The organism is Buchnera aphidicola (Aphis glycines), from assembly GCF_001280225.1.
Taxonomy (GTDB): domain Bacteria; phylum Pseudomonadota; class Gammaproteobacteria; order Enterobacterales; family Enterobacteriaceae; genus Buchnera; species Buchnera aphidicola_E.
Genome location: NZ_CP009253.1, coordinates 190,342 through 211,734, shown reverse-complemented (window position 1 = coordinate 211,734; position 21,393 = coordinate 190,342). Strand labels below are relative to the sequence as shown.

The following is a 21,393-nucleotide window of genomic DNA, read 5'->3' as shown; positions in this document are numbered from 1 at the left end:
TCAATTTGTTTATATTTACATTTACTTTTTAAAACTTAGGTCTGATATGGAATATATTAATATTTCTACATTACAACACTGGAAGAAGAAAAAAAATAAATTCGCCGCGATAACAGCTTATGACTTCAGCTTTGCTAGATTATTTGAAAATGCAGGAATCCCAGTTATACTTATCGGAGATTCTCTTGGCATGACAATTCAAGGTCATAATTCAACAATACCTGTAACAGTTAAAAATATTGAATATCATACAAGAGCAGTCAGAAAAGGTGCGCCAAATGTTTTTTTAATATCTGACTTACCATTTATGTCTTATTATGAAATTAATCAAGCATTAAAAAATACTTCTAAAATTATTCAATCTGGTGCTAATATGGTTAAAATAGAAGGCGGCAAACATTTAATTCATATCATTAAAGAATTGTCGAACCATTCAATATTAGTATGCGGACATATAGGGCTTACACCGCAACATATAGATTTTTTAAGTGGGTATAAAATTCAAGGAAAAACTGAAAAAGATGAAAAAAAAATTATGGAAGAAGCTTTGTTACTTGAAGATGCTGGAATTAAAATGCTAGTATTAGAGTGCATTCCTGCACAATTATCAAAAAAAATCACAGAAAAATTGTCTATCCCCGTAGTTGGAATAGGAGCCGGTCATCATACCGATGGACAAATATTAGTCATGCAAGATTTATTAGGAATTACCGAAGGAAAAAAATTAAGATTCACAAAAAATTTCCTTATAAACAACGGTAGTATTCAAAACGCAATTAAAGCATATATTAATTCGGTTCAAAAAGGTATTTTCCCTAATAAAAAATATAGTTTTTAAAAAGTTTAAATATTTTCGGAATAGAACGATCATGCAAATAATAAAAACAATAGAATCTTTATATAAACGAATTCAATCTTTTAAAAAAGAACAAAAAAAAATAGGATTAGTACCTACTATGGGGAATTTACATGAAGGTCATATAAAATTAATTTTACTAGCTAAAAAACATTCGGATATTGTTATTGTAAGTATTTTTGTTAATCCCATGCAATTTGATAATGCATTAGATTTAACAAAATATCCTCAAACTTTTTTAGAAGATTGCTTAATATTGAAAAAAGAAAAAATAGACATTTTATTTGCACCTGATAGATCTGAAATATATCCAAATAGTACAAAAATGCATACATATATAGATGTTCCTAAGTTATCTAAAATCATTGAAGGAAAGTCGCGACCTGGACATTTTTTAGGGGTAACAACAATAATTGGAAAACTATTTAACTTAATACAACCAAACTTTTCATTTTTTGGAGAAAAAGATTATCAACAATTATTGATTATAAAAACTCTTGTTAAAGAGTTGAACTATCCAATAAAGATAATTAGTATACCTACAATTCGCTTAAAAAACGGATTAGCTTTTAGTTCGAGAAATAAATACTTAAATAATTTAGAGTTTCAGAAAGCATCTTTTTTATATAAAATTATAAAAAAAACAATTAATATTGTTGTAAAAAACCATGGTAAAAAATTACATGAAACAATTCATTTGTCAAAAATGTCTCTAATAAAAAAAGGATTTCTAATTGACATATTTAATGTATACAATTCTCAAACATTAGATGTTTTTTCTAAAAAGAATAAAAAGAACATAATTCTTGCATCTGTATGGTTAGGTAAAACTCGTCTCATCGATAATAAAAAATTTATATTGCCTAATTAAAAAATGTTTTTATTTCTGAAATATAACTTTGCCAATATATGGTAAATAACGATAACATTGAGCATAATCTATTCCGTATCCAACCATAAATTCATCAGGTATAGAAAAACCTACAAAATCAATATGAATATTTACCTCACGGCATTCAGGCTTATCTAAAAGCGTGCAAATTGATAAAGATTTCGGATTTCTTAATTTTAAAATACCTAAGACTTTACTTAAAGTTTTACCAGAATCAATAATATCTTCGACAATTAACACATTTTTGTTGTAAATATCTTCATCTAAATCTTTTATAATTTTCACATCCCCACTGGATACAATTCCACGTCCATAACTAGAAGTAGTCATAAAATCAACTTCATGCTCAATTTGAATATTTCGGCATAAATCTGCCACAAATACAAATGAACCACGCAATAAAGCAATTAATATCATTTTATTGTTACTATTTCTGTATTTTTTAGTAATTTCTTCTCCTAATTCACGTACGCGAGCACCTAATTCTTTTTCAGAAAAAATCACTTTAATAGTATGTTTCATAACATTAACTAAGTTTTTAATTTAAATTGTATTTTATTATACTAAAAATCATATAATTGATCTGTATTTAAAAAAAAGTATTTATAATAGAATATTTCAGTACAAAATTAAAAATTAAATATTTATTTTTTAACTATTGCAATAATAATAATCATTATGTTATAAAAATTATTCTAATACTAATTCGATACGACATATGATTATTCTATACCTTGAAAATTAAAACATTTAAAGTACCAATATAAACCCTTAATAAAAATATTATTTAACAAAAATAAATTAAATTTATGATAAAATTAATAACATATAAGTTATACTAACAATAAAACATTTAAATATATTTCAATTACAAATCTAATTCTTATTAAAACTACGTAATCAAAACAATTAAATTAATTTGAACATTTATTAATTTTACCTTTCAAGGTATTACACGAGAATATTAATATCTATTTATAATCTTATCTCAATAGAATCACTATTCTACTTTCTATAAATGAACTCATATATAATTTAGGAGTAATATATTTTAATAAAAAGTTAATTATAAGTAATATAAATTTTTTATGAAATAAATTTAAGGATTCATAAAATATGAAACTATTAAAATTCGGTGGAACTTCATTAGCTAATGCAGAAAAATTTTTATGTGTATCTAACATTATAGAAAAAAATAAAAATCATGAACAAGTCGCAATAGTTCTGTCTGCTCCAGCTAAAATAACTAACTATCTAGCGAATATTGTAGAAAATGATATTAACATCAATCAAGCATTAGAACAAATTGAACTTGCAGAAAATATATTTATCAACATTATAAAAAATATTAAAAAAATACAATCTTGTTTTTTATACGAAGAAACAAAAAAAATAGTTAAAAAAGAATTTAATCAATTAAAAAAAATTATAAATAATTTTACCTTATTCAAGAATTATCCTGAACATATACAAGCGATTATAATATCTCGTGGAGAAATACTTTCAATTTGGATTATGAAAAATATATTAGCATCACGATCTCATCTCGTTACTATTATAGATCCTATTGAAAATATCGTCTCTCAAGGAAATTATTTAAATTCTACAGTAAATATACATGAATCTAAAACACGTATTAGTAAAATAAATATAAAAAATAATCATATTATTTTAATGGCAGGTTTTATTGGAGGAAATGAAAAAGGCGAATTAGTAATATTAGGTCGAAATGGATCAGATTATTCTGCGGCAATATTAGCTTGTTGTTTAAATGCACAGTTATGTGAAATATGGACTGATGTTGACGGTGTTTTTACTTCAGATCCGAAAAAAATATTTAATACTTGTTTATTAAAATCAATATCATATGAAGAAGCGATGGAATTATCGTATCTTGGAGCCAAAGTATTACATCCACGTACTATTAAGCCACTTAAAGATTTTAATATACCATGTATTATTAAAAATACTTTTAATATTCGATCGCAAGGTACATTAATTTGTAAAAAACACAATTATAGCGAAAATATTGTTAAGGGTATAACTAATCTAGATGGCATTGTAATGTATGTTATACCTAATAAATTGATACAACAAAACCACAATTTAATCTCAATGATATTAAGTTTATTTAAAAAGAAACATATTAACATTATACTAATTACTCAATTATCACAAAACAATTTTAGTTTTTGTATTTTAGAAAAAGATACACAAAAAGGACTTTTATTGCTACAACAATTATGTAAATTAGAATCAAAAGACAAATCATTTAGTGATATCAAAGTAATTAAAAATTTGTCTGTATTATCTATCATTGGTTTTAATATCTTTCAACAACACAATATTACCTCAAAAATTTTTTCGTCTTTAGGAAAATCTAAAATTAATATTCTTAGCATTGCACAAAGATCTTCGAACTATTCTATATCAATAGTAATCAAAAAAAAGAATATTTTACAAAGTATGCAAATTATTCATGATAAATTATTTCATAATAACAAAATTATAAATGTTTTTTTAATTGGAATCGGTGGAGTAGGTAGTGCATTAATTCAACAGATATTACAACAAAAACATTTTCTAGAAAATAAAAATATAACAATTAAAATTCATGCTATTGCAAATTCTAAAAAAATATTATTTTTAAATGATTCAATTGAATTAAAAAATTGGAAAAAATATTTTAAAGAGTCAAAAGAAAAATTTAATCTTGAGGTATTAAGCAAATTATTAAAAAATAATTATTTTGTAAATTCTGTTATAGTTGATTGTACTTCCGATGAAATTTTATCTAAAAAATATACTAGCTTTCTTTTGCAAGGATTTCATGTTGTTACATCTAATAAAAAAGCTAATACTAGTTCATTAAAATATTATAATGAAATTAGAACTACCGCATTGAAAGAAAATAAAAAATTTTTATATGAAACTAACGTTGGAGCAGGATTACCTGTCATACAAACATTAAAAAATTTATTTTATACAGGTGATAATTTAATTTGTTTTAAAGGCATATTATCTGGGTCTTTATCTTTTATATTTGGAAAATTAGAAGAAAACATTTTATTATCAGATGCTACTAAGCAAGCTAAAGATTTAGGTTTTACAGAACCAAATCCATGTGATGATTTATCAGGTGTCGATGTTGCTAGAAAATTATTAATTTTAGCGCGTGAAGTTGGATATAAAATAGAACTAGAAGACATCGAAATACAAGCTATATTACCTAATCATTTTAAAAAATATAAAAATACTGAAGAATTTTTATATAAACTAAAAGAAATAGATTCTACTTTTAAAGAAAAAGCACAAAATGCAAAAAACCTAGGAAAAGTATTACGTTTTGTTGGAACGATAGAACAAGGAGGGAAATGTTCAGTAAAAATTGAAGAAATAAATAGTAATCATCCATTATATAAAGTTAAAAATGGCGAAAATGCACTGACATTTTATACAAATTATTATCAACCGATTCCTCTTGTATTAAGAGGATATGGTGCTGGTAACAATGTTACTGCTTCTGGAGTATTTTCCGACCTACTACGTACAATATTATAAACGTCAGTGTGGAGCACAGTAATGATTAAAATTTACGCACCAGCTTCTATTGGTAATGTTGGAGTTGGATTTGATATTTTAGGTGCAGCTATTACACCGATAAATGGTGATTTATTAGGTGATTGCATAACAATAAAAAGATCAGAAAAATTTCAATTGTTTAATAAAGGAGCTTTTTCTAACCAATTACCAGAAAATCACAAACAAAATATTGCTTGGAAATGTTGGTCTAAATTTTGTAATGTAGTAAAAAAAAATATTCCAGTTTCTATACTCCTAGAAAAAAATTTACCAATTGGATCAGGACTAGGATCTAGTGCTTGTTCTGTTGTTGCTACTCTAGTTGCAATTAATGAAATTTTTAATAGTCCATTAAATTCAAAAGAATTACTATTATTAATGGGTGAAGTAGAAGGAGAAATATCAGGAAGTATTCATTATGATAACGTAGCACCATCTTATTTTGGAGGTCTTCAACTAATCCTAGAGGATACTCATATAATTAGTCAAACAATACCAAATTTTAAAAATTGGTTATGGATAGTAGCTTGGCCAGGAATAAAATTATCCACTGCAGAAGCAAGAAAAATTTTACCGAAAAAATATACAAAAGACGTTTGTGTTAAAAATAGCCGTTATTTAGCTGGTTTTATTCATGCATCATATACTCAACAATCTGATTTAGCAGCAAGATCTATGAAAGATTTCATCGCTGAACCATATCGTAGTAAACTACTACCGAATTTTTTTGAAAATAAAAAACAAGTTAAAAAACTAGGCGCTATTAGTTGCGGTATATCTGGTTCAGGTCCAACTATTTTCGCTATCTCAGATAATATTAAAATTGCTAAAAAAATATCTTTATGGCTTGAGCAAAACTACCTACAAAATAAAACGGGATTTGTTTATATTTGTTATATAGATACAAAAGGTGTTCGAAAAATAGGATAACAAATGAAACTTTATAATTTAAAAAATCACAACGAACAAGTTAGTTTTGAAACTGCTATAAAACTTGGTCTAGGACAGCAGCAAGGATTATTTTTTCCAGTAAAAATTCCAAACTTTACACCTTTTGAATTATCAGAAATACTAAAAATGGATTTTACTACAAGAAGCACTGAAATACTTTCTAAATTCATTGGTGATGAAATATCTAAAAAAAAATTATATAAAAATATAAAAAAAGCATTTTCATTTCAAAAACCATTAAAAGTTGACATTACAAAAAACATAAGTTGCTTCGAATTATTCCATGGTCCAACATTAGCATTTAAAGATTTTGGAGCTCGTTTTATGGCTCAAATGATATTTTCTTTAAAAAAAGAAAACGAATCTTTTACTATTTTAACTGCGACATCAGGAGATACTGGTGCCGCAGTTGCGCACGCATTTTATAAAATGAAAAATATTCGAGTAATTATTTTATACCCAAAGGGAAAAATTAGTCTATTACAAGAACAACTATTTTGCACATTAGGTAAAAATATAATAACTATATCGATTAATGGAAGCTTTGACGATTGCCAAGATTTAGTAAAAACAGCTTTTGATGACAAAAAATTAAAAGAATCAATAGGTTTAAATTCTGCTAATTCTATTAATATAAGTCGATTATTAGCACAAATATGTTATTATTTTGAAGCTTTTTCATTAATTTCAGAATCACAAAGAAAAAATTTAGTCATCGCTGTTCCATGCGGAAATTTTGGAAATTTAACAGCAGGATTGTTAGCAAAATCTCTTGGTTTGCCAATTAAATCTTTTATAGCATGTACTAATGAAAATGATACTGTTCCAAGGTTTTTAAAAAGTAAACAATGGAAACCTAAAAAAACTATATCTACAATTTCTAATGCTATGGATATCAGTCAGCCAAATAATTGGCCTAGAATAGAAGAATTATTTCGTAGAAATAATTGGAATTTAAATAATTTAAGATTTGGAAGCGTTTCAGATCAAAGCACTAAAGAAGCAATCAAAGAACTTTTCAAATTAGGATATACTTCTGAACCACATGCTGCCATTGCATATCGATTATTAAGCAATCAACTAAAAAAAGATGAATACGGTTTATTTTTAGGGACAGCTCATCCGTCTAAATTTAAAGATACTGTTGAAAAAATTTTAAAAAATAATATTGCTTTACCAAATGAAATTAAATGTAGAGTTAATTTACCATTATTATCTCATAATATAAATCCAGATTTTAATACACTAAAAAAATTTTTATTAGAAAAATAAAGAATTAGAGAGGAGAATCTTCCTCTCTAACGAAAAAAGCATCAATTAAAAATATAATCAATTTTAAAAATAATTAAATTATTTTAAATATTAAATAAAAAGTTTACAATATCTCCATCTTTCATTTTATAATCTTTTCCTTCAATCCTGCATTTACCTACTTCTTTCACTTTTGATTCGCTTTTATATTGAATAAAATCTAGATACTGAATAATTTGAGCACGAATAAAACCTTTACTAAAATCACTATGAATTTTATGAGCAGCTTGAATACTGGTACTACCATTAGATATAGGCCAAGCATGAATTTCCTTGACTCCAACTGTAAAAAAAGTGATTAAATCAAGCATTTTATAACCACATTGAATAATTTTATTTAAACCTAGATGTGGTATATCAAAAGCCTTCATAAAATCTTTTTGATCTGTTTTATTCATATTAATTAAATCTAATTCTAACTTAGAAGAAATGGGAATAACCAAAGAATTATCTTGTTCTGCTATTTTATTTAATTCATTTAAAAAAGTTAAAGATTTTTTATCTTCATTAATATTTGCAATATACATTGTTGGTTTTAAAGTTAAAAATCGAAAATCATTGACTATATTTTTTTCTACGTTATTTAACTTTAAAGTTTTCAGCATTAAAAAATTTTTTAAATGATTCATACATTTTTTTAAAACAATCAATATTTTTTCTTGCTCTTTAATATTGTATTTCAAATTTTTTTGCAATCTTAATATAGATTTTTCACAAGTATTAAAATCAGATAATATTAATTCAGAATTGATTATATCTACATCATTTTTAGGTTGAACATCATTATACACATGACTAATATTTGCATCTTGAAAACAACGTACAACATGTATAATAGCTTGAGTATCTCGAATATTACTTAAAAATTGATTTCCTAAACCTTCACCTTTAGAAGCGCCTTTAACTAAACCAGCAATATCTACAAATTCTATATATGCATGTACTGTCTTTTTAGGGGTAACAATTTTAGAAAGCTCATCGATACGAGTATCAGGCACTGAAACTATTCCAATATTTGGTTTAATAGTGCAAAATGGAAAATTTGCAACAGTGGAATTTCCTTTAGTTAAGGCATTAAACAAAGTAGATTTACCTACATTTGGAAGTCCTATAATACCACATTTAAAACCCATACTTATACACCTTACAATGAATAATTTTATTCTAAAATCATAAAAAATTTTTATCTAATTAGACATCTTGTTTAACAATACCAGTGTTTCTCTTATAGCGTACTGAATAGATATATCAATTAAATTGGTTTCTTCGGTGGTAGGATTTGAAAGTACAAAAGATGATATTTCTTTTTTGTTTTTTGGTCGACTAATACCAATTCTAAATCTATAAAAATTAATTTTTTTGTTAAAATGATTAATAATACTTCTTAAGCCGTTATGGCCGCCATGTCCATAACTATACTTTATTTTTGCTGTTCCGCACTCTAAATCTAAATCATCATGCGCGACTAATATTTCATCTAAATTAATATTATAAAATGATGCTACTTTATGTATCGCGTTACCATTAATATTCATAAAAATATTAGGTATAAATAAACGAATATTATTAGAATATATTCTAATAGAAGTGATGAAACCAAAAAATTTTTTTTCTTCTTTTAATAATATATTAAAATTTTTTGCTAAAGCATAAATATACCAAGAGCCTAGGTTGTGACGTGTATTGTGATATGTATTTTTAGGATTAGATAATCCTGTAATCATTTTAATAATACTCAAAAATAATCCTTTAATATTTTATTAAAACATATAATATCAAATATTATATGTTTTAAGATATAAATTTAAATATTGTATTTATTAAAAACGTAATTAATAAAAATATTATTTTTGTAAACGACTGTCTACTTGATTCCAATTCACCACATTCCAAAATGCTTTAATATAATCTAGTTTTTTATTTTGATATTTTAAATAATATGCATGCTCCCAAATATCTAAACCTAAAATAGGATCACCGTAAGTATTAGATATAAGCTTTCCCATTAACGGATTATCTTGATTAGAAGTCGATACTATATTTAAGTGACCATTTTGATTGACTAACCAAACCCAACCTGAACCAAAATGTTTCATAGCAACTTCTTCAAATTGATTCTGGAAAGATTCAAAAGTTCCGAAATTTTTTTCTAATTCTGATTTGATATTTCTATTTAATACAGTATTAATTTTTAAACATTCCCAGAAAAAACAATGATTTATATGTCCACCAGCATTATTACGTAATATATTTTTATTTTCTAAACTGATTTCATTAAATATAGACATCAGTTCTTCAATTGAAAGAGAAGAGAAAGCTGTATTTTCTAAAATAGCATTGGTGTTATTAATATAATTTTGATGATGTTTCGTGTGATGTATTTTCATTGTTTTTTCATCAAAATAAGGCTCTAAAGCATCATATGAATAAGGTATAGCAGGCAAAACATAAGTCATTTTATTTTCCTATTAAAAAATATAGTTTAAACAAAAATTAAATTAAAAAATTTCATTTTAAATTTCGTGTTAAATTATAGTACAATTATCGCATAATAAACAAGAATCATAATAAATATATAAAATAGTATTTAAATACACCAGAGTGAAAAATTAATTTTATTCAATAAAAATAACAGTTTTTTAAATGAGATGTAAATGTCTATAACGCAAGAGTTTAATTTATTAAGTAATCGATTTCGTAATTTTTATCCTGTTGTTATTGATATTGAAACAGCTGGCTTCAATTCAAAAACTGATGCATTATTAGAAATTGCATTAATAACATTAAAAATGGATAAATTAGGATGGTTACATACAAAAAATACACTTCACTTTCATATCAAACCTTTTAAAGGCTCCATGATTAATTCCGATGCAATTGCATTTAATAAAATTGATCCATTTAATCCATTGCGCGGTGCTATTAGTGAAAAATTAGCTATTCAATCAATATTAGACACAGTAAATAAGGGGATAAAAATAGAAGGCTGTAAAAAAGGTATTGTAGTTGCTCACAATGCTAGCTTCGATCATAATTTTTTAATGTCTGCAATACAAAGAGTTCAAATTAAAAACAATCCTTTTCATCCATTCGTTACATTTGATACTGCAGCACTAAGTGCATTAGTAGTTGGAGAAACAGTTTTAGCAAAAGCATGTAAAGCCGTTGGATTAAAATTTGATAATAATCAAGCTCATTCCGCTCTCTACGACACGCTGCAAACTGCAAATCTTTTTTGCGAACTAGTTAATCGTTGGAAATACCTAGGCGGATGGCCAATAAATACAAAAAAAAAATCCTCTTAACATCACAATAATATTTAAAAATTGTAACAAGATATGATATCAATAATAAATTTATTATTAAAATATCATATCTTTTTTAAAATAATTTTATAAATTAAACGTTATTTTTATATTTACTAATTGTTGTAGATATTATCTTATTTAACTCTCCATTTTGTAACATTTCTATTATAATACTACAACCTCCTATAAGCTCTCCATCTACCCATAACTGGGGAAATGTAGGCCAATTTGCATACTTAGGTAATTCCCTTCTAATATCTTCATTCTCCAAAACGTTTACGTATGCAAATTTTTCTCCACATGCTGACAAAGCTTGAACAGCTTGAGCAGAGAATCCACAGCTAGGAGCATCTGGCGTTCCTTTCATATAAAGTAAAATAATATTTTTTTTAATTTGATTTTCTATTTTTTTAATTATATCCATACATTACTCCACTTTAAAGTTTATGAATCTAAAAATATTTAAATAATTTTAAAGTTTAAATATTTTCTAAAATATTTTATAGACAACTTTATTTTTTTTTGCAATACTAAGATATTTGATACTGTATTAATATTTATTTTAATAGTTTATATTATCATTTATATGGGGCTGTTTTGGATTCGACAAAATTATCAAAAAAATAAAGTGCATGCCGAGGAACGGTTTGCCTCGTAAAAAGCCGTAAAAAATAGCTGCAAATAATAAACAAAACTACGCATTAGCAGCTTAAAAAACTGTTTTAATGCCCTTTATTCTCAATATTATCTCTTTTATAACGAGAAATTATTAAAGGTTAATCGATTAAAGAGAAAACGTGAAATAAATCTTAATAATAACACGAAAAAATATTTTTAAGATATACTCCTAAAATTGTGTTTTTCTAAATTAGGAAAAGAACTAAAAACTAAGAAAAACTAAGCATGTAGTATCTTTGTTTATAGAAATTTTGGACGCGGGTTCAAATCCCGCCAGCTCCAAAATTTTTAAATATTAAAATTTATTTAAGTTTTTCAAGACTAAAAGAACAAACTTTATCTTCTTCAAAAAAAATATTTAATGTAATTTTTTCACATATATTGTTTTTCAATCTTTTACAAAAAATATAATGATAAACATCATTAAAAGCATCAGAAATTATCGGATTGCCAAAAATATAAATTATTTGCGCTCTCGTCATGCCTTTATAATTTTTTTTAAAATCACTCAAATTTAAGTATAGTTCATCTATATTATAAGAGTTATAATTTTTATTACTTAAAAATGAACAACTAGTCAACAAAAAAATTATTGATAATATTTTAATTATAGAAACCTGAATATTCATTAATAAATTATTTCCTAATATTTTATATCAAATATTTCACACTACCAATTGTTTAGTAATGTTTTCATACACAATATAACTAAAAATTTTTTGTTAAATTATATTTATACATTATATATATTTATATTTCATATATTAAAAAAATATTATATAATTCTTAAAAAAATTTTTTAGACCAATTTAGTTTCGAAGTTAAAGTGTCAAAATAGTTATAACTTTTAGGATGTACAAAACTTAAAAAATAATTACTTTTTTGAAGCAAAATATATTCGTTTTTATTAATAGGAAAAACTATTTGGCTATCACAACTAATTTTTAAACCTTTCTCTAAATTAGAAAATTTTAAACAAATGATACTGTCACTACTAATAACTAACGGCCGAGCTGATAAAGTATGAGGAAACATAGGTATTAACAATATCGCCTCTAAAGAAGTTACTATAATTGGACCTCCCGCAGAAAGTGAATAACCCGTAGAACCAGTAGGAGTTGAAACAATTAATCCATCTGAACGTTGTGAAAAAGCAAACTTTTTATCAATATAAACTTCAAATTCTATCATATGAGCTACATGTTTAGGATGTAAAACAACCTCATTAACAGCTATGCTAGATTTGTAAAGCTTTTTTTTATTATAAATTTTTACATCTAATAAAAAACGATGTTCTATAAAATAGTTTCCAGATAAAACTTCTGATAGTTTTTTAAATCGATTATCAGGGTTTAAATCTGTTAAAAAACCTAAATTACCTCGATTAATACCAATGATTTTAATATTGAAATATGATAAAATTCGAGCAGTGCACAATAAGTTTCCATCTCCACCAATTACTATAGCTAAGTCGCAAAGTTGACCAATTTCTATTAATGTAGCAGTTTTTGGATTTTTTAACTTTAATTTTTTGGAAATATTACATTCAATAAAAACCTTATAACCTCTTTTAATTAGCCATCTATAAAGTATCTCATGTGTTTTCAACGCATTAGTATAACGAGGGCGCCCAACAATACCGATACAATTAAAATATTGCTTCATTATATTAAAATCCCTAATGAATATATATAATTCATATATGAATCAACTTAAAAGACATATCAATAAATCTATATTTAACTAATCAGTAGTGTTTAAAACGGTGATATTATGGATACTGAAGAAAAACAACGCACAAATAAAAATATCGAAATAAAAGATGTAAAAAAAGACGTTGAAAAAAACATAAATAATAATTCTGATATTAAAAAAAACCACATCAACCAATTAATTAAATTAAAAGAACAACTATCTAATAATCAAAAAAAAATACATGATATACAATTAAGACACTTAGCTAATATAGAAAATATTGAAAAAGATGCTAAAATAAAAATAAAAAATATAAAAAATACAAAAAAAGAAGAATTCTTTAAAAAAATAGTTCCTATTATTAATTCTTTAGAAGATACTTTGTCTTTATCTAAAAAATTAAATTTAGATAAAAAACCATTAGTACAAGGCATAAAATTAATATTAGAGTCTTTATTTCAAATAATATATAAATTTGGAGTAAAAACCGAGGGTAAAGAAAATGAAGTTTTTAATCCAAAAATTCACAATGTTATATTAACCGAAAATTCAACAGAAATACAACCCGATCATGTCGTTTCAATCAAAAGAATAGGCTTAAGCTTTAATAATGTTGTTATTCGAAAAGCATTAGTAACGATTTCTAAAATTTAAAATATTTATATTTCTAATTAAAAATAATTATAATATTTAACACAAAAAATAGAAAAAATTTTTTAAATTTTTTCTATTTTCTTATATTAAGTTAGATATTAAACCAATTAATTTCTTTTTTTTTACATTTAATTAATATTTTATTAGTTTTAGAAAAATGTTTGCATCCGAAAAAACCTCGATGAGCTGATAATGGAGATGGATGAGATGATTTCAATATATAGTGTTTATTAATATCAATTAAATTATATTTTTTCTGAGCGTGACTTCCCCAAAGCAAAAAAACAATAGATTTTTTATATTGACTAATATAAGAAATTACTTTATCAGTAAATATTTCCCATCCTATATTGTTATGAGATTTTGGTTTTCCTGATTCAACCGTTAAAATAGTATTTAATAAAAATACTCCTTGTTTTGCCCAATTTTCAAGACAACCATGATGAAATGTATATTTTTTTCTAAAATCATTATTTAATTCTTTATATATATTTTTCAAAGAAGGTGGTATATTTTTATTTTTAAACACTGAAAATGCTAAACCATTAGCTTGATCTTTTGAAAAATAAGGATCCTGACCAATAATAACTACTTTAATTTCATTGAAAGACGTTAATAAAAAAGCATTAAACATGTTTTTTGAAGAAGGATATATTATTTTTTTTAAACGTTCTTTTTTAATATAATGCATCATATTAAAAAAATATTTTTTTTTTCTTGAGATAAAATATCTTTCCAAGTTAAACTAGTATTCATAAGCAACTCTTTTATCGATTGATTAAATAAAATATTGTTTAAAAAAATATACATTTAATTATATTTGAAAATAAAAGGAGAAAAAAGATGGTTTTAGTCACAAAAAAAGCACCAAATTTTATAGCTCCAGCAATTTTAAGTAATGGTCAAATTACAAATACTTTTGATTTTCAAAAATATTCTAATGGTCAACGAGTAATATTGTTTTTTTGGCCTATGGATTTTACTTTTGTATGTCCCTCTGAGATTATGGAATTTAATAAATCTTATGAACAATTTCATAAACGAAACGTAAAAGTTGTAGGTGTATCTATTGATAGTGTTTTTGTTCATCAAGCATGGCAAAACACCGCTCCTAAAAATGGAGGAATTGGAAAAATTAAATTTCCAATGATATCTGATATCAAGCATGAAATTCAACAATCTTATGGGATTGAACATCCAACATTTAATATAGCATTAAGAGCTTCATTTTTAATTGATGAAAACTGGATAATACGTCATCAAGTTGTTAATGATCTTCCATTTGGACGTAATATAAATGAAATAATACGAATGGTAGATGCTATAGAATTTCATAATAAATATGGAGAAGTATGCCCTGCAAATTGGGAACCAGGAAAAGATGGAATTACTGCTTCTCTACAAGGAGTTTCTTCATATTTAAATAAACATTTTTCTTAAAAAATATTTTTTATTTTAAAGTCAGCAAAAATATGCTGGCTTTATTTAAATAATTTAATATCAAATAATTGCTATGTAAAATATTTTAATAATTAAATAAAACTATCATCATTAATATCGCTTATATCATTTACGTTATTATTTTCTTCTAAATTACTTGTTTCATTAATATACTCATCGTTAAAATGAGATTCATTTTCAGAAATGTCAATATGATTTTGATCGCTATTATAATCAGCTAAATTATATTCATTATCGCCATGAAATCCATATTCTTCTATATTAGATATAGGATATTCATTAATGGTATCGAATACCTCTTCTTCAGGTTTGCTATGGTTAAAAATATTCATTAACATATTACCTAAAATCATTCCTCCTGCTACACCAGTTGCTGTTTGTAAAGCATTTTTGAGAAAACCACTACTACTATGACTTATACTATTGCTTGCGTTTGAAGGAGGTACTGGTAAAGGATTATAGGATCCTGAAATATTTTGATTACTTTTCCAAACATTATTAGATACGTCTGAAGGAATTGGTTCTTTTTTAAATAAACTAGATAAAAAACTTGATTTTTTGCTTGTTGTATTTGAGTTTAAATTTGATATTTTTTTATTTAATTCTTCAACTTTTAAGCTTAATTTTTTTATTGCCGTTTCTTGAATTAAAATTGTTTGCGTCATGTAATAAGAAGAATATGGTTGCTGTTTTACTAAATCTTGAATTAAACTATTTGCTTCCGTATCTCTTTCAAAAGAATTCAATTCAGTTTTTTTTAAACGACAAAATAAATTTTCTATTAATTTTTTTTCTGCATCTTTCATAAAAACATCTCATATTTAATTATACTTAAAAAACATTATTTTTAATATTGATAAATATCAATAAAATAATTTTAATAAGATATTATTTTAATACTTTCATCTGAAATAAACAATATAAAAATATTTTTAACATATCTATAATTAAATAAAAATATTTTAAATTTAGAATTTATTTCTTTCAATGCATCTAATATTTTAATTATGTTATAATTTTTACTTAATTTCATTAAATTTAAAAGAGAAAATAGTTACTATGAAAGAACTTGCACGAGAAATCATACAAGTTAATATTGAAGAAGAATTAAAAAGCTCTTATTTAGATTATGCAATGTCTGTTATAGTCGGAAGAGCTTTACCTGATGTTCGAGATGGTTTAAAACCAGTACATCGAAGAATACTTTTTGCAATGTATATATTAAATAATGACTGGAACAAATCATACAAAAAATCTGCTAGAATCGTAGGTGATGTAATTGGAAAATACCATCCGCATGGAGACTCGGCGGTTTATGATTCAATAGTTCGAATGGCTCAAAATTTTTCATTAAGGTATATGTTAATAGATGGTCAAGGAAATTTTGGATCAGTAGACGGAGATGCAGCAGCAGCAATGCGATATACAGAAATTCGTATGTCTAAAATTGCTCATGAGTTATTATCAGATCTTGAAAAAAATACTGTTGAATTTATACCTAATTACGATGGCACTGAATATATACCTGAAATATTACCATCTAAAATACCGAATCTTTTAATCAATGGATCATCCGGAATAGCTGTAGGCATGGCAACAAATATTCCTCCTCATAATTTATATGAAGTAATTAATGGATGTTTAGCATATATAGAAAATAAAGATATTACTTTAAAAGAATTAATAAAACATATTCCGGGCCCAGATTTTCCAACTGCCGGAATTATTAATGGAAAAAAAGGAATTGAAGAAGCATATCGTACTGGAAAAGGAAAAATTTATATTCGGGCACGTAATAAAATTGAAAGAAACACAAAAAATAACAAAGAAAGCATTATTTTCTATGAAATTCCTTATCAAGTTAATAAATCACGTTTAATAGAAAAAATAGCAGAACTAGTAAAAGATAAAAAAATTGATGGTATCACTGCTTTACGTGATGAATCTGATAAGGATGGAATGCGAATTGTAATTGAAATTAAAAAAGAAACTTTATCAGAAATAATTTTGAATCAATTATATGCTCTTACTCAATTGCAAATATCCTTTGGAATAAACATGGTTGCATTGTATCGAGGACAACCAAAAACTTTATCTTTAAAAGAAATAATTAAACATTTCATATTACATAGAAAAGAAATTGTGACACGTCGTAGTATTTTTGAATTAAAAAAAACACTAAAACGCATTCATATTCTTGAAGGATTAAATGTTGCTTTAACGAATATTCATCTAATTATCAACTTAATAAAAAATTCTAAGAATTCAATAGAAGCTAAAAAACTTATTATAGAAAAAAAATGGATAAATAAAAGTATAGAAAATAACAACCAAAAAACTATACCAATACAAGAAAAAAACCAAACAAAGCATTATTACTATTTTAGTGAAAAACAAGTACAATCAATCTTAGATTTAAAATTACAAAGATTAACTAATTTAGAAAAAGATAAAATTATTTTAGAATATAATAACTTAATAAAAAAAACTATAGAACTCGAAGAAATATTAAACAACCCAAATCGTATGCTTTCAGTGATTAAATCGGAATTGTTATTAATACAACATAATTTTTATGATAAAAGAAAAACAGAAATCATTGAACGTCATACTGACATTAATATTGAAGATTTAATTAATCAGGAAGATGTAGTAGTTACATTATCTCACTCAGGATATGTTAAATATCAACCTATTTCTGATTATAATGCACAAAAAAGAGGGGGAAAAGGAAAATTAGCCGCCAAAACTAAAGAAGAAGATTTTATACAAAGCTTAGTTATTGCAAATACACATGATACTATCTTATGCTTTTCTAGTAGAGGTATTTTATATTGGATGAAAGTATATCATTTACCAGAATCTAGCAGACATGCAAAAGGTAGACCTATAGTCAATTTGTTACCACTAACTAAAAAAGAAAGAATTACAGCTATTTTACCTGTTCATGAATATAAAGATAACCTCAATATTTTCATGGCTACAGCTCAAGGCGTAGTCAAAAAAAGTGCTTTAAAAAATTTTCAAAAACCTAGATCCGCTGGAATTATAGCTATTAATTTAAGAGCTAATGATGAATTAATTGGAGTTGCACTCACTAACGGTAAGAATAATGTTATGTTATTTACCCAAAATGGAAAAGTAGTTCAATTTTCAGAAAATAGTGTAAGAACCATGGGAAGAACAGCTTCCGGAGTAAGGGGGATAAAAATTTTAAAAAGCGATAAAGTAGTTTCATTAATTATTCCCAGTGAAAAAGAAAGTATTTTAATAGCAACTAATAATGGGTATGGAAAACGTACAAAAATTTCTGATTTTCCAATTAAATCACGCGCAACACAAGGTGTTATTTCAATAAAAATAACGAAAAAAAAAGGAAAAATTATTGGAGCGATACAAGTAGTGGAAACCGATCAAATTATGATGATTACTGATGCAGGAACATTAGTAAGAATTAGAGTTTCAGAAATAGGAGTTTTAAAAAGAAATACACAAGGTGTCATTTTAATACGAACATCAAAAAATGAAAAAGTTGTTGCTTTGCAAAGAATTGTAGAACCTATTATATAATTTATATAATAACTTGTACAATATAATATATTGATAATTAAAATTATAAAAAAGTAATATTTTATGTTAAAATTTAAAGCTTTTTATATAAAATTATATTTGTAAGAACAGGTTAAGTAAATATGAAAAATAGTCTATTTGTGACTAAACGCAATGGAAAAAAAGAAAAAATAAATTTAGATAAAATTCATAAAGTTTTAAATTGGGCTGCTAAGGGATTAGAAGATATATCTGTTTCTCAAGTGGAGTTATGCTCACGTATCCAATTTTATAATAATATAACAACTGTTAATATACATGAAACCATCATTAAAGCAGCAGCAGATTTAATATCTCAAGAAACACCTGACTATCAATATATGGCTGCAAGACTTGCTATTTTTCATCTTAGAAAAAAAGCTTATGGTCAATTTGAACCGCCAATGCTATATAATCATGTGACAAAATTAGTAAATTTAGGGAAATACGATAAAAAATTATTAATAGATTATTCTTGCGCAGAATACGAAACAATGAATTCTTTTATTGATCATCGTCGTGATATGAATTTTTCTTACGCTGCTGTCAAACAATTAGAAGGAAAATACTTATTACAAAATCGTATTACTGGAAAAATTTATGAAAGTGCACAATTTTTATATATTTTAATATCTGCATGTTTGTTTTCTAAATATCCTAAAAATATTCGAATGAACTATATTCAACGTTTTTATAATGCTATTTCTACTTTTAAAATTTCATTACCTACACCGATAATGTCAGGTGTAAGAACACCTACTCGCCAATTTAGTTCTTGTGTGTTAATTGAATGTGCAGATAATTTAAATTCTATTAATGCAACAACAAGTTGTATTGTAAAATATGTTTCACAAAGAGCAGGTATTGGAATTAATGCTGGTCAAATTAGAGCATTGGGAAGTCCTATTAGAAATGGAGAAGCATTTCATACAGGATGTATTCCTTTTTATAAATATTTTCAAAGTGCTGTAAAATCTTGTTCACAAGGAGGTGTTAGAGGCGGTGCAGCAACAGTATTTTACCCAATATGGCATCTTGAAATTGAAAATTTATTAGTTTTAAAAAACAATCGAGGTATTGAAGAAAATAGAGTTCGTCATCTCGATTACGCTGTACAAATTAATAAATTCATGTATCAAAGAATGTTGTTAGGGCAAAATATTACATTATTTAGCCCTTCTGATGTACCAGAATTATATGAAACTTTTTTTTCTGATCAAAAAAAATTTCAAGCAATATATATTCAATATGAACAAAATCAAACTATAAGAAAAAAAAACATTAAAGCGATTGATTTATTTTCTTTAATTATGCAAGAGAGAACGTCTACTGGGCGTATTTATATACAAAATGTAGATCACTGTAATTCACATAGTTCATTTAATCCTAAATTAGCTCCAATAAAACAGTCGAATTTATGCCTAGAAATTACACTTCCTACAAAACCATTAAATGATATTCATGATAAACATGGAGAAATAGCGCTGTGTACATTATCAGCTTTAAATCTAGGCTCAATTAAAGATTTAAAAGAACTGGAAGAGCTATCTGTTTTATCTGTACGAGCATTAGATGAAATATTAGAATATCAAAATTATCCAATAATATCAGCACAAAATTCTTCTCTTTCACGACGTTCTTTAGGTATCGGTGTAATTAATTTTGCATATTATTTAGCTAAAAATAAAGTGCGTTATTCCGATGGTAGCGCAAAAAATTTAACACATAAAACTTTTGAAGCAATACAATATTACTTATTACAAGCTTCTTGTGAGCTAGCTAAAGAAAAAGGACCGTGCATATTATTTCATCAAACCAATTATTACTTAGGAAAGTTACCAATAGACACATATAAAAAAGATATAGATATCATATGTAATGAACCATTACATTTAAACTGGGATTTACTACGAAAAAAAATTAAAAAGTATGGTTTAAGAAATTCTACTTTATCCGCTTTAATGCCCTCGGAAACATCTTCTCAAATCTCTAATGCTACCAATGGTATTGAGCCTCCAAGAGGATTTGTAAGTATAAAGGTCTCGAAAGACGGAATGTTAAAGCAAGTAGTGCCAGAATATAAAAAATTAAAATGTCAATACGAATTACTCTGGGACATACCAAACAATACTGGTTATTTAGAATTAGCAGCTATTATGCAAAAATTTGTTGATCAATCTATTTCTGTTAATACTAATTACGATCCAAAACGTTTTATAAATGAAAAAATACCTATGAAACAACTATTATATGACTTGCTTATAGCATACAAATTAGGAATTAAAACTTTATATTATCAAAATACCAGAGATGGAGCTGAGGATAATTATAAATTATATCAACCTATGAAAAATAAAGAAGACGATTGTTCAAGCGGTTCTTGTATTATATAATTAATTATATAAATTATACAAACT

18 protein-coding genes, 1 other RNA gene and 1 pseudogene are annotated in these 21,393 nt (G+C 25.3%); 11 read left to right on the top strand and 9 right to left on the bottom strand.

Translation table 11 applies throughout. The features are described from left to right. The first annotated feature begins 46 nt into the window (after nucleotides 1-46). Complete coding sequence (gene panB, locus IX46_RS01000; protein WP_053940170.1) at nucleotides 47-838, top strand: 3-methyl-2-oxobutanoate hydroxymethyltransferase; 792 nt, start codon at nucleotides 47-49, stop codon at nucleotides 836-838. A 31-nt stretch (nucleotides 839-869) separates the two neighbouring features. Beyond that, on the top strand, nucleotides 870-1,727 hold the full coding sequence (panC, locus tag IX46_RS00995; protein WP_053940169.1) for a pantoate--beta-alanine ligase: 858 nt from the start codon (nucleotides 870-872) through the stop codon (nucleotides 1,725-1,727). A gap of 9 nt (nucleotides 1,728-1,736) precedes the next feature. On the opposite strand, the gene hpt is transcribed toward panC, so the two are convergent. After that, a complete protein-coding gene (gene hpt, locus IX46_RS00990) occupies nucleotides 1,737-2,270 on the bottom strand; it encodes a hypoxanthine phosphoribosyltransferase (RefSeq protein WP_053940168.1) in 534 nt (177 codons plus the stop codon). Nucleotides 2,271-2,864: 594 nt separating this feature from the next. Between hpt and thrA the strand changes: the two genes are divergently transcribed. Genes thrA through thrC form a run of 3 tightly spaced genes read left to right on the top strand, consistent with a single transcriptional unit; the run spans nucleotide 2,865 to nucleotide 7,553 of the window. Beyond that, complete coding sequence (thrA, locus tag IX46_RS00985) at nucleotides 2,865-5,309, top strand: bifunctional aspartate kinase/homoserine dehydrogenase I (protein ID WP_053940167.1); 2,445 nt, start codon at nucleotides 2,865-2,867, stop codon at nucleotides 5,307-5,309. A 21-nt stretch (nucleotides 5,310-5,330) separates the two neighbouring features. After that, nucleotides 5,331-6,260, top strand: coding sequence for a homoserine kinase (gene thrB, locus IX46_RS00980; protein WP_053940166.1), 930 nt, complete (start codon nucleotides 5,331-5,333; stop codon nucleotides 6,258-6,260). A 3-nt stretch (nucleotides 6,261-6,263) separates the two neighbouring features. Then, nucleotides 6,264-7,553, top strand: a complete 1,290-nt coding sequence (thrC, locus tag IX46_RS00975) for a threonine synthase (protein ID WP_053940165.1) — start codon at nucleotides 6,264-6,266, stop codon at nucleotides 7,551-7,553. Between the two features lie 83 nt (nucleotides 7,554-7,636). Here the strand turns inward: thrC and ychF are convergent, their stop codons facing one another. From ychF to IX46_RS00960, 3 genes are all read right to left on the bottom strand, one after another. Continuing rightward, a complete protein-coding gene (ychF, locus tag IX46_RS00970; RefSeq protein ID WP_053940164.1) occupies nucleotides 7,637-8,725 on the bottom strand; it encodes a redox-regulated ATPase YchF in 1,089 nt (362 codons plus the stop codon). A 54-nt stretch (nucleotides 8,726-8,779) separates the two neighbouring features. Further along, on the bottom strand, nucleotides 8,780-9,316 hold the full coding sequence (gene pth / locus IX46_RS00965) for an aminoacyl-tRNA hydrolase (RefSeq protein WP_082249203.1): 537 nt from the start codon (nucleotides 9,314-9,316) through the stop codon (nucleotides 8,780-8,782). 120 nt (nucleotides 9,317-9,436) lie between these two features. After that, complete coding sequence (locus IX46_RS00960; RefSeq protein WP_053940162.1) at nucleotides 9,437-10,048, bottom strand: Fe-Mn family superoxide dismutase; 612 nt, start codon at nucleotides 10,046-10,048, stop codon at nucleotides 9,437-9,439. Nucleotides 10,049-10,246: 198 nt separating this feature from the next. On the opposite strand from IX46_RS00960, the gene rnt reads away from it, so the two are divergent. Further along, entirely contained in the window at nucleotides 10,247-10,897 is a 651-nt protein-coding gene (gene rnt / locus IX46_RS00955; protein WP_053940161.1) for a ribonuclease T, read from the top strand. Nucleotides 10,898-10,991: 94 nt separating this feature from the next. Here the strand turns inward: rnt and grxD are convergent, their stop codons facing one another. Further along, nucleotides 10,992-11,324, bottom strand: coding sequence for a Grx4 family monothiol glutaredoxin (gene grxD, locus IX46_RS00950; RefSeq protein WP_053940160.1), 333 nt, complete (start codon nucleotides 11,322-11,324; stop codon nucleotides 10,992-10,994). A gap of 164 nt (nucleotides 11,325-11,488) precedes the next feature. On the opposite strand from grxD, the gene ssrA reads away from it, so the two are divergent. Continuing rightward, nucleotides 11,489-11,863: a transfer-messenger RNA gene (gene ssrA / locus IX46_RS03095) on the top strand. Between the two features lie 17 nt (nucleotides 11,864-11,880). Here the strand turns inward: ssrA and IX46_RS00945 are convergent. Next, entirely contained in the window at nucleotides 11,881-12,207 is a 327-nt protein-coding gene (locus IX46_RS00945) for an outer membrane protein assembly factor BamE (protein ID WP_053940159.1), read from the bottom strand. Nucleotides 12,208-12,364: 157 nt separating this feature from the next. Continuing rightward, a complete protein-coding gene (nadK, locus tag IX46_RS00940) occupies nucleotides 12,365-13,243 on the bottom strand; it encodes an NAD(+) kinase (protein WP_053940158.1) in 879 nt (292 codons plus the stop codon). 108 nt (nucleotides 13,244-13,351) lie between these two features. Between nadK and grpE the strand changes: the two genes are divergently transcribed. Next, nucleotides 13,352-13,927, top strand: a complete 576-nt coding sequence (gene grpE, locus IX46_RS00935) for a nucleotide exchange factor GrpE (protein ID WP_053940157.1) — start codon at nucleotides 13,352-13,354, stop codon at nucleotides 13,925-13,927. Nucleotides 13,928-14,018: 91 nt separating this feature from the next. On the opposite strand, the pseudogene ung reads toward grpE, so the two are convergent. Beyond that, nucleotides 14,019-14,683, bottom strand: a pseudogene (gene ung, locus IX46_RS00930) (uracil-DNA glycosylase). A gap of 87 nt (nucleotides 14,684-14,770) precedes the next feature. Here ung and IX46_RS00925 point away from each other — a divergent pair. Then, nucleotides 14,771-15,367, top strand: a complete 597-nt coding sequence (locus IX46_RS00925; protein ID WP_053940156.1) for a peroxiredoxin — start codon at nucleotides 14,771-14,773, stop codon at nucleotides 15,365-15,367. Nucleotides 15,368-15,459: 92 nt separating this feature from the next. Here the strand turns inward: IX46_RS00925 and IX46_RS00920 are convergent, their stop codons facing one another. Beyond that, nucleotides 15,460-16,194, bottom strand: coding sequence for a DUF2076 domain-containing protein (locus IX46_RS00920; RefSeq protein ID WP_053940155.1), 735 nt, complete (start codon nucleotides 16,192-16,194; stop codon nucleotides 15,460-15,462). A gap of 253 nt (nucleotides 16,195-16,447) precedes the next feature. On the opposite strand from IX46_RS00920, the gene gyrA reads away from it, so the two are divergent. Further along, the gene (gene gyrA / locus IX46_RS00915) at nucleotides 16,448-18,958 is read left to right on the top strand and encodes a DNA topoisomerase (ATP-hydrolyzing) subunit A (RefSeq protein WP_053940154.1); all 2,511 of its coding nucleotides are present in this window, start codon (nucleotides 16,448-16,450) and stop codon (nucleotides 18,956-18,958) included. Between the two features lie 122 nt (nucleotides 18,959-19,080). Further along, entirely contained in the window at nucleotides 19,081-21,369 is a 2,289-nt protein-coding gene (nrdA, locus tag IX46_RS00910; protein WP_053940153.1) for a class 1a ribonucleoside-diphosphate reductase subunit alpha, read from the top strand. The last annotated feature ends 24 nt before the right edge of the window (nucleotides 21,370-21,393 follow it).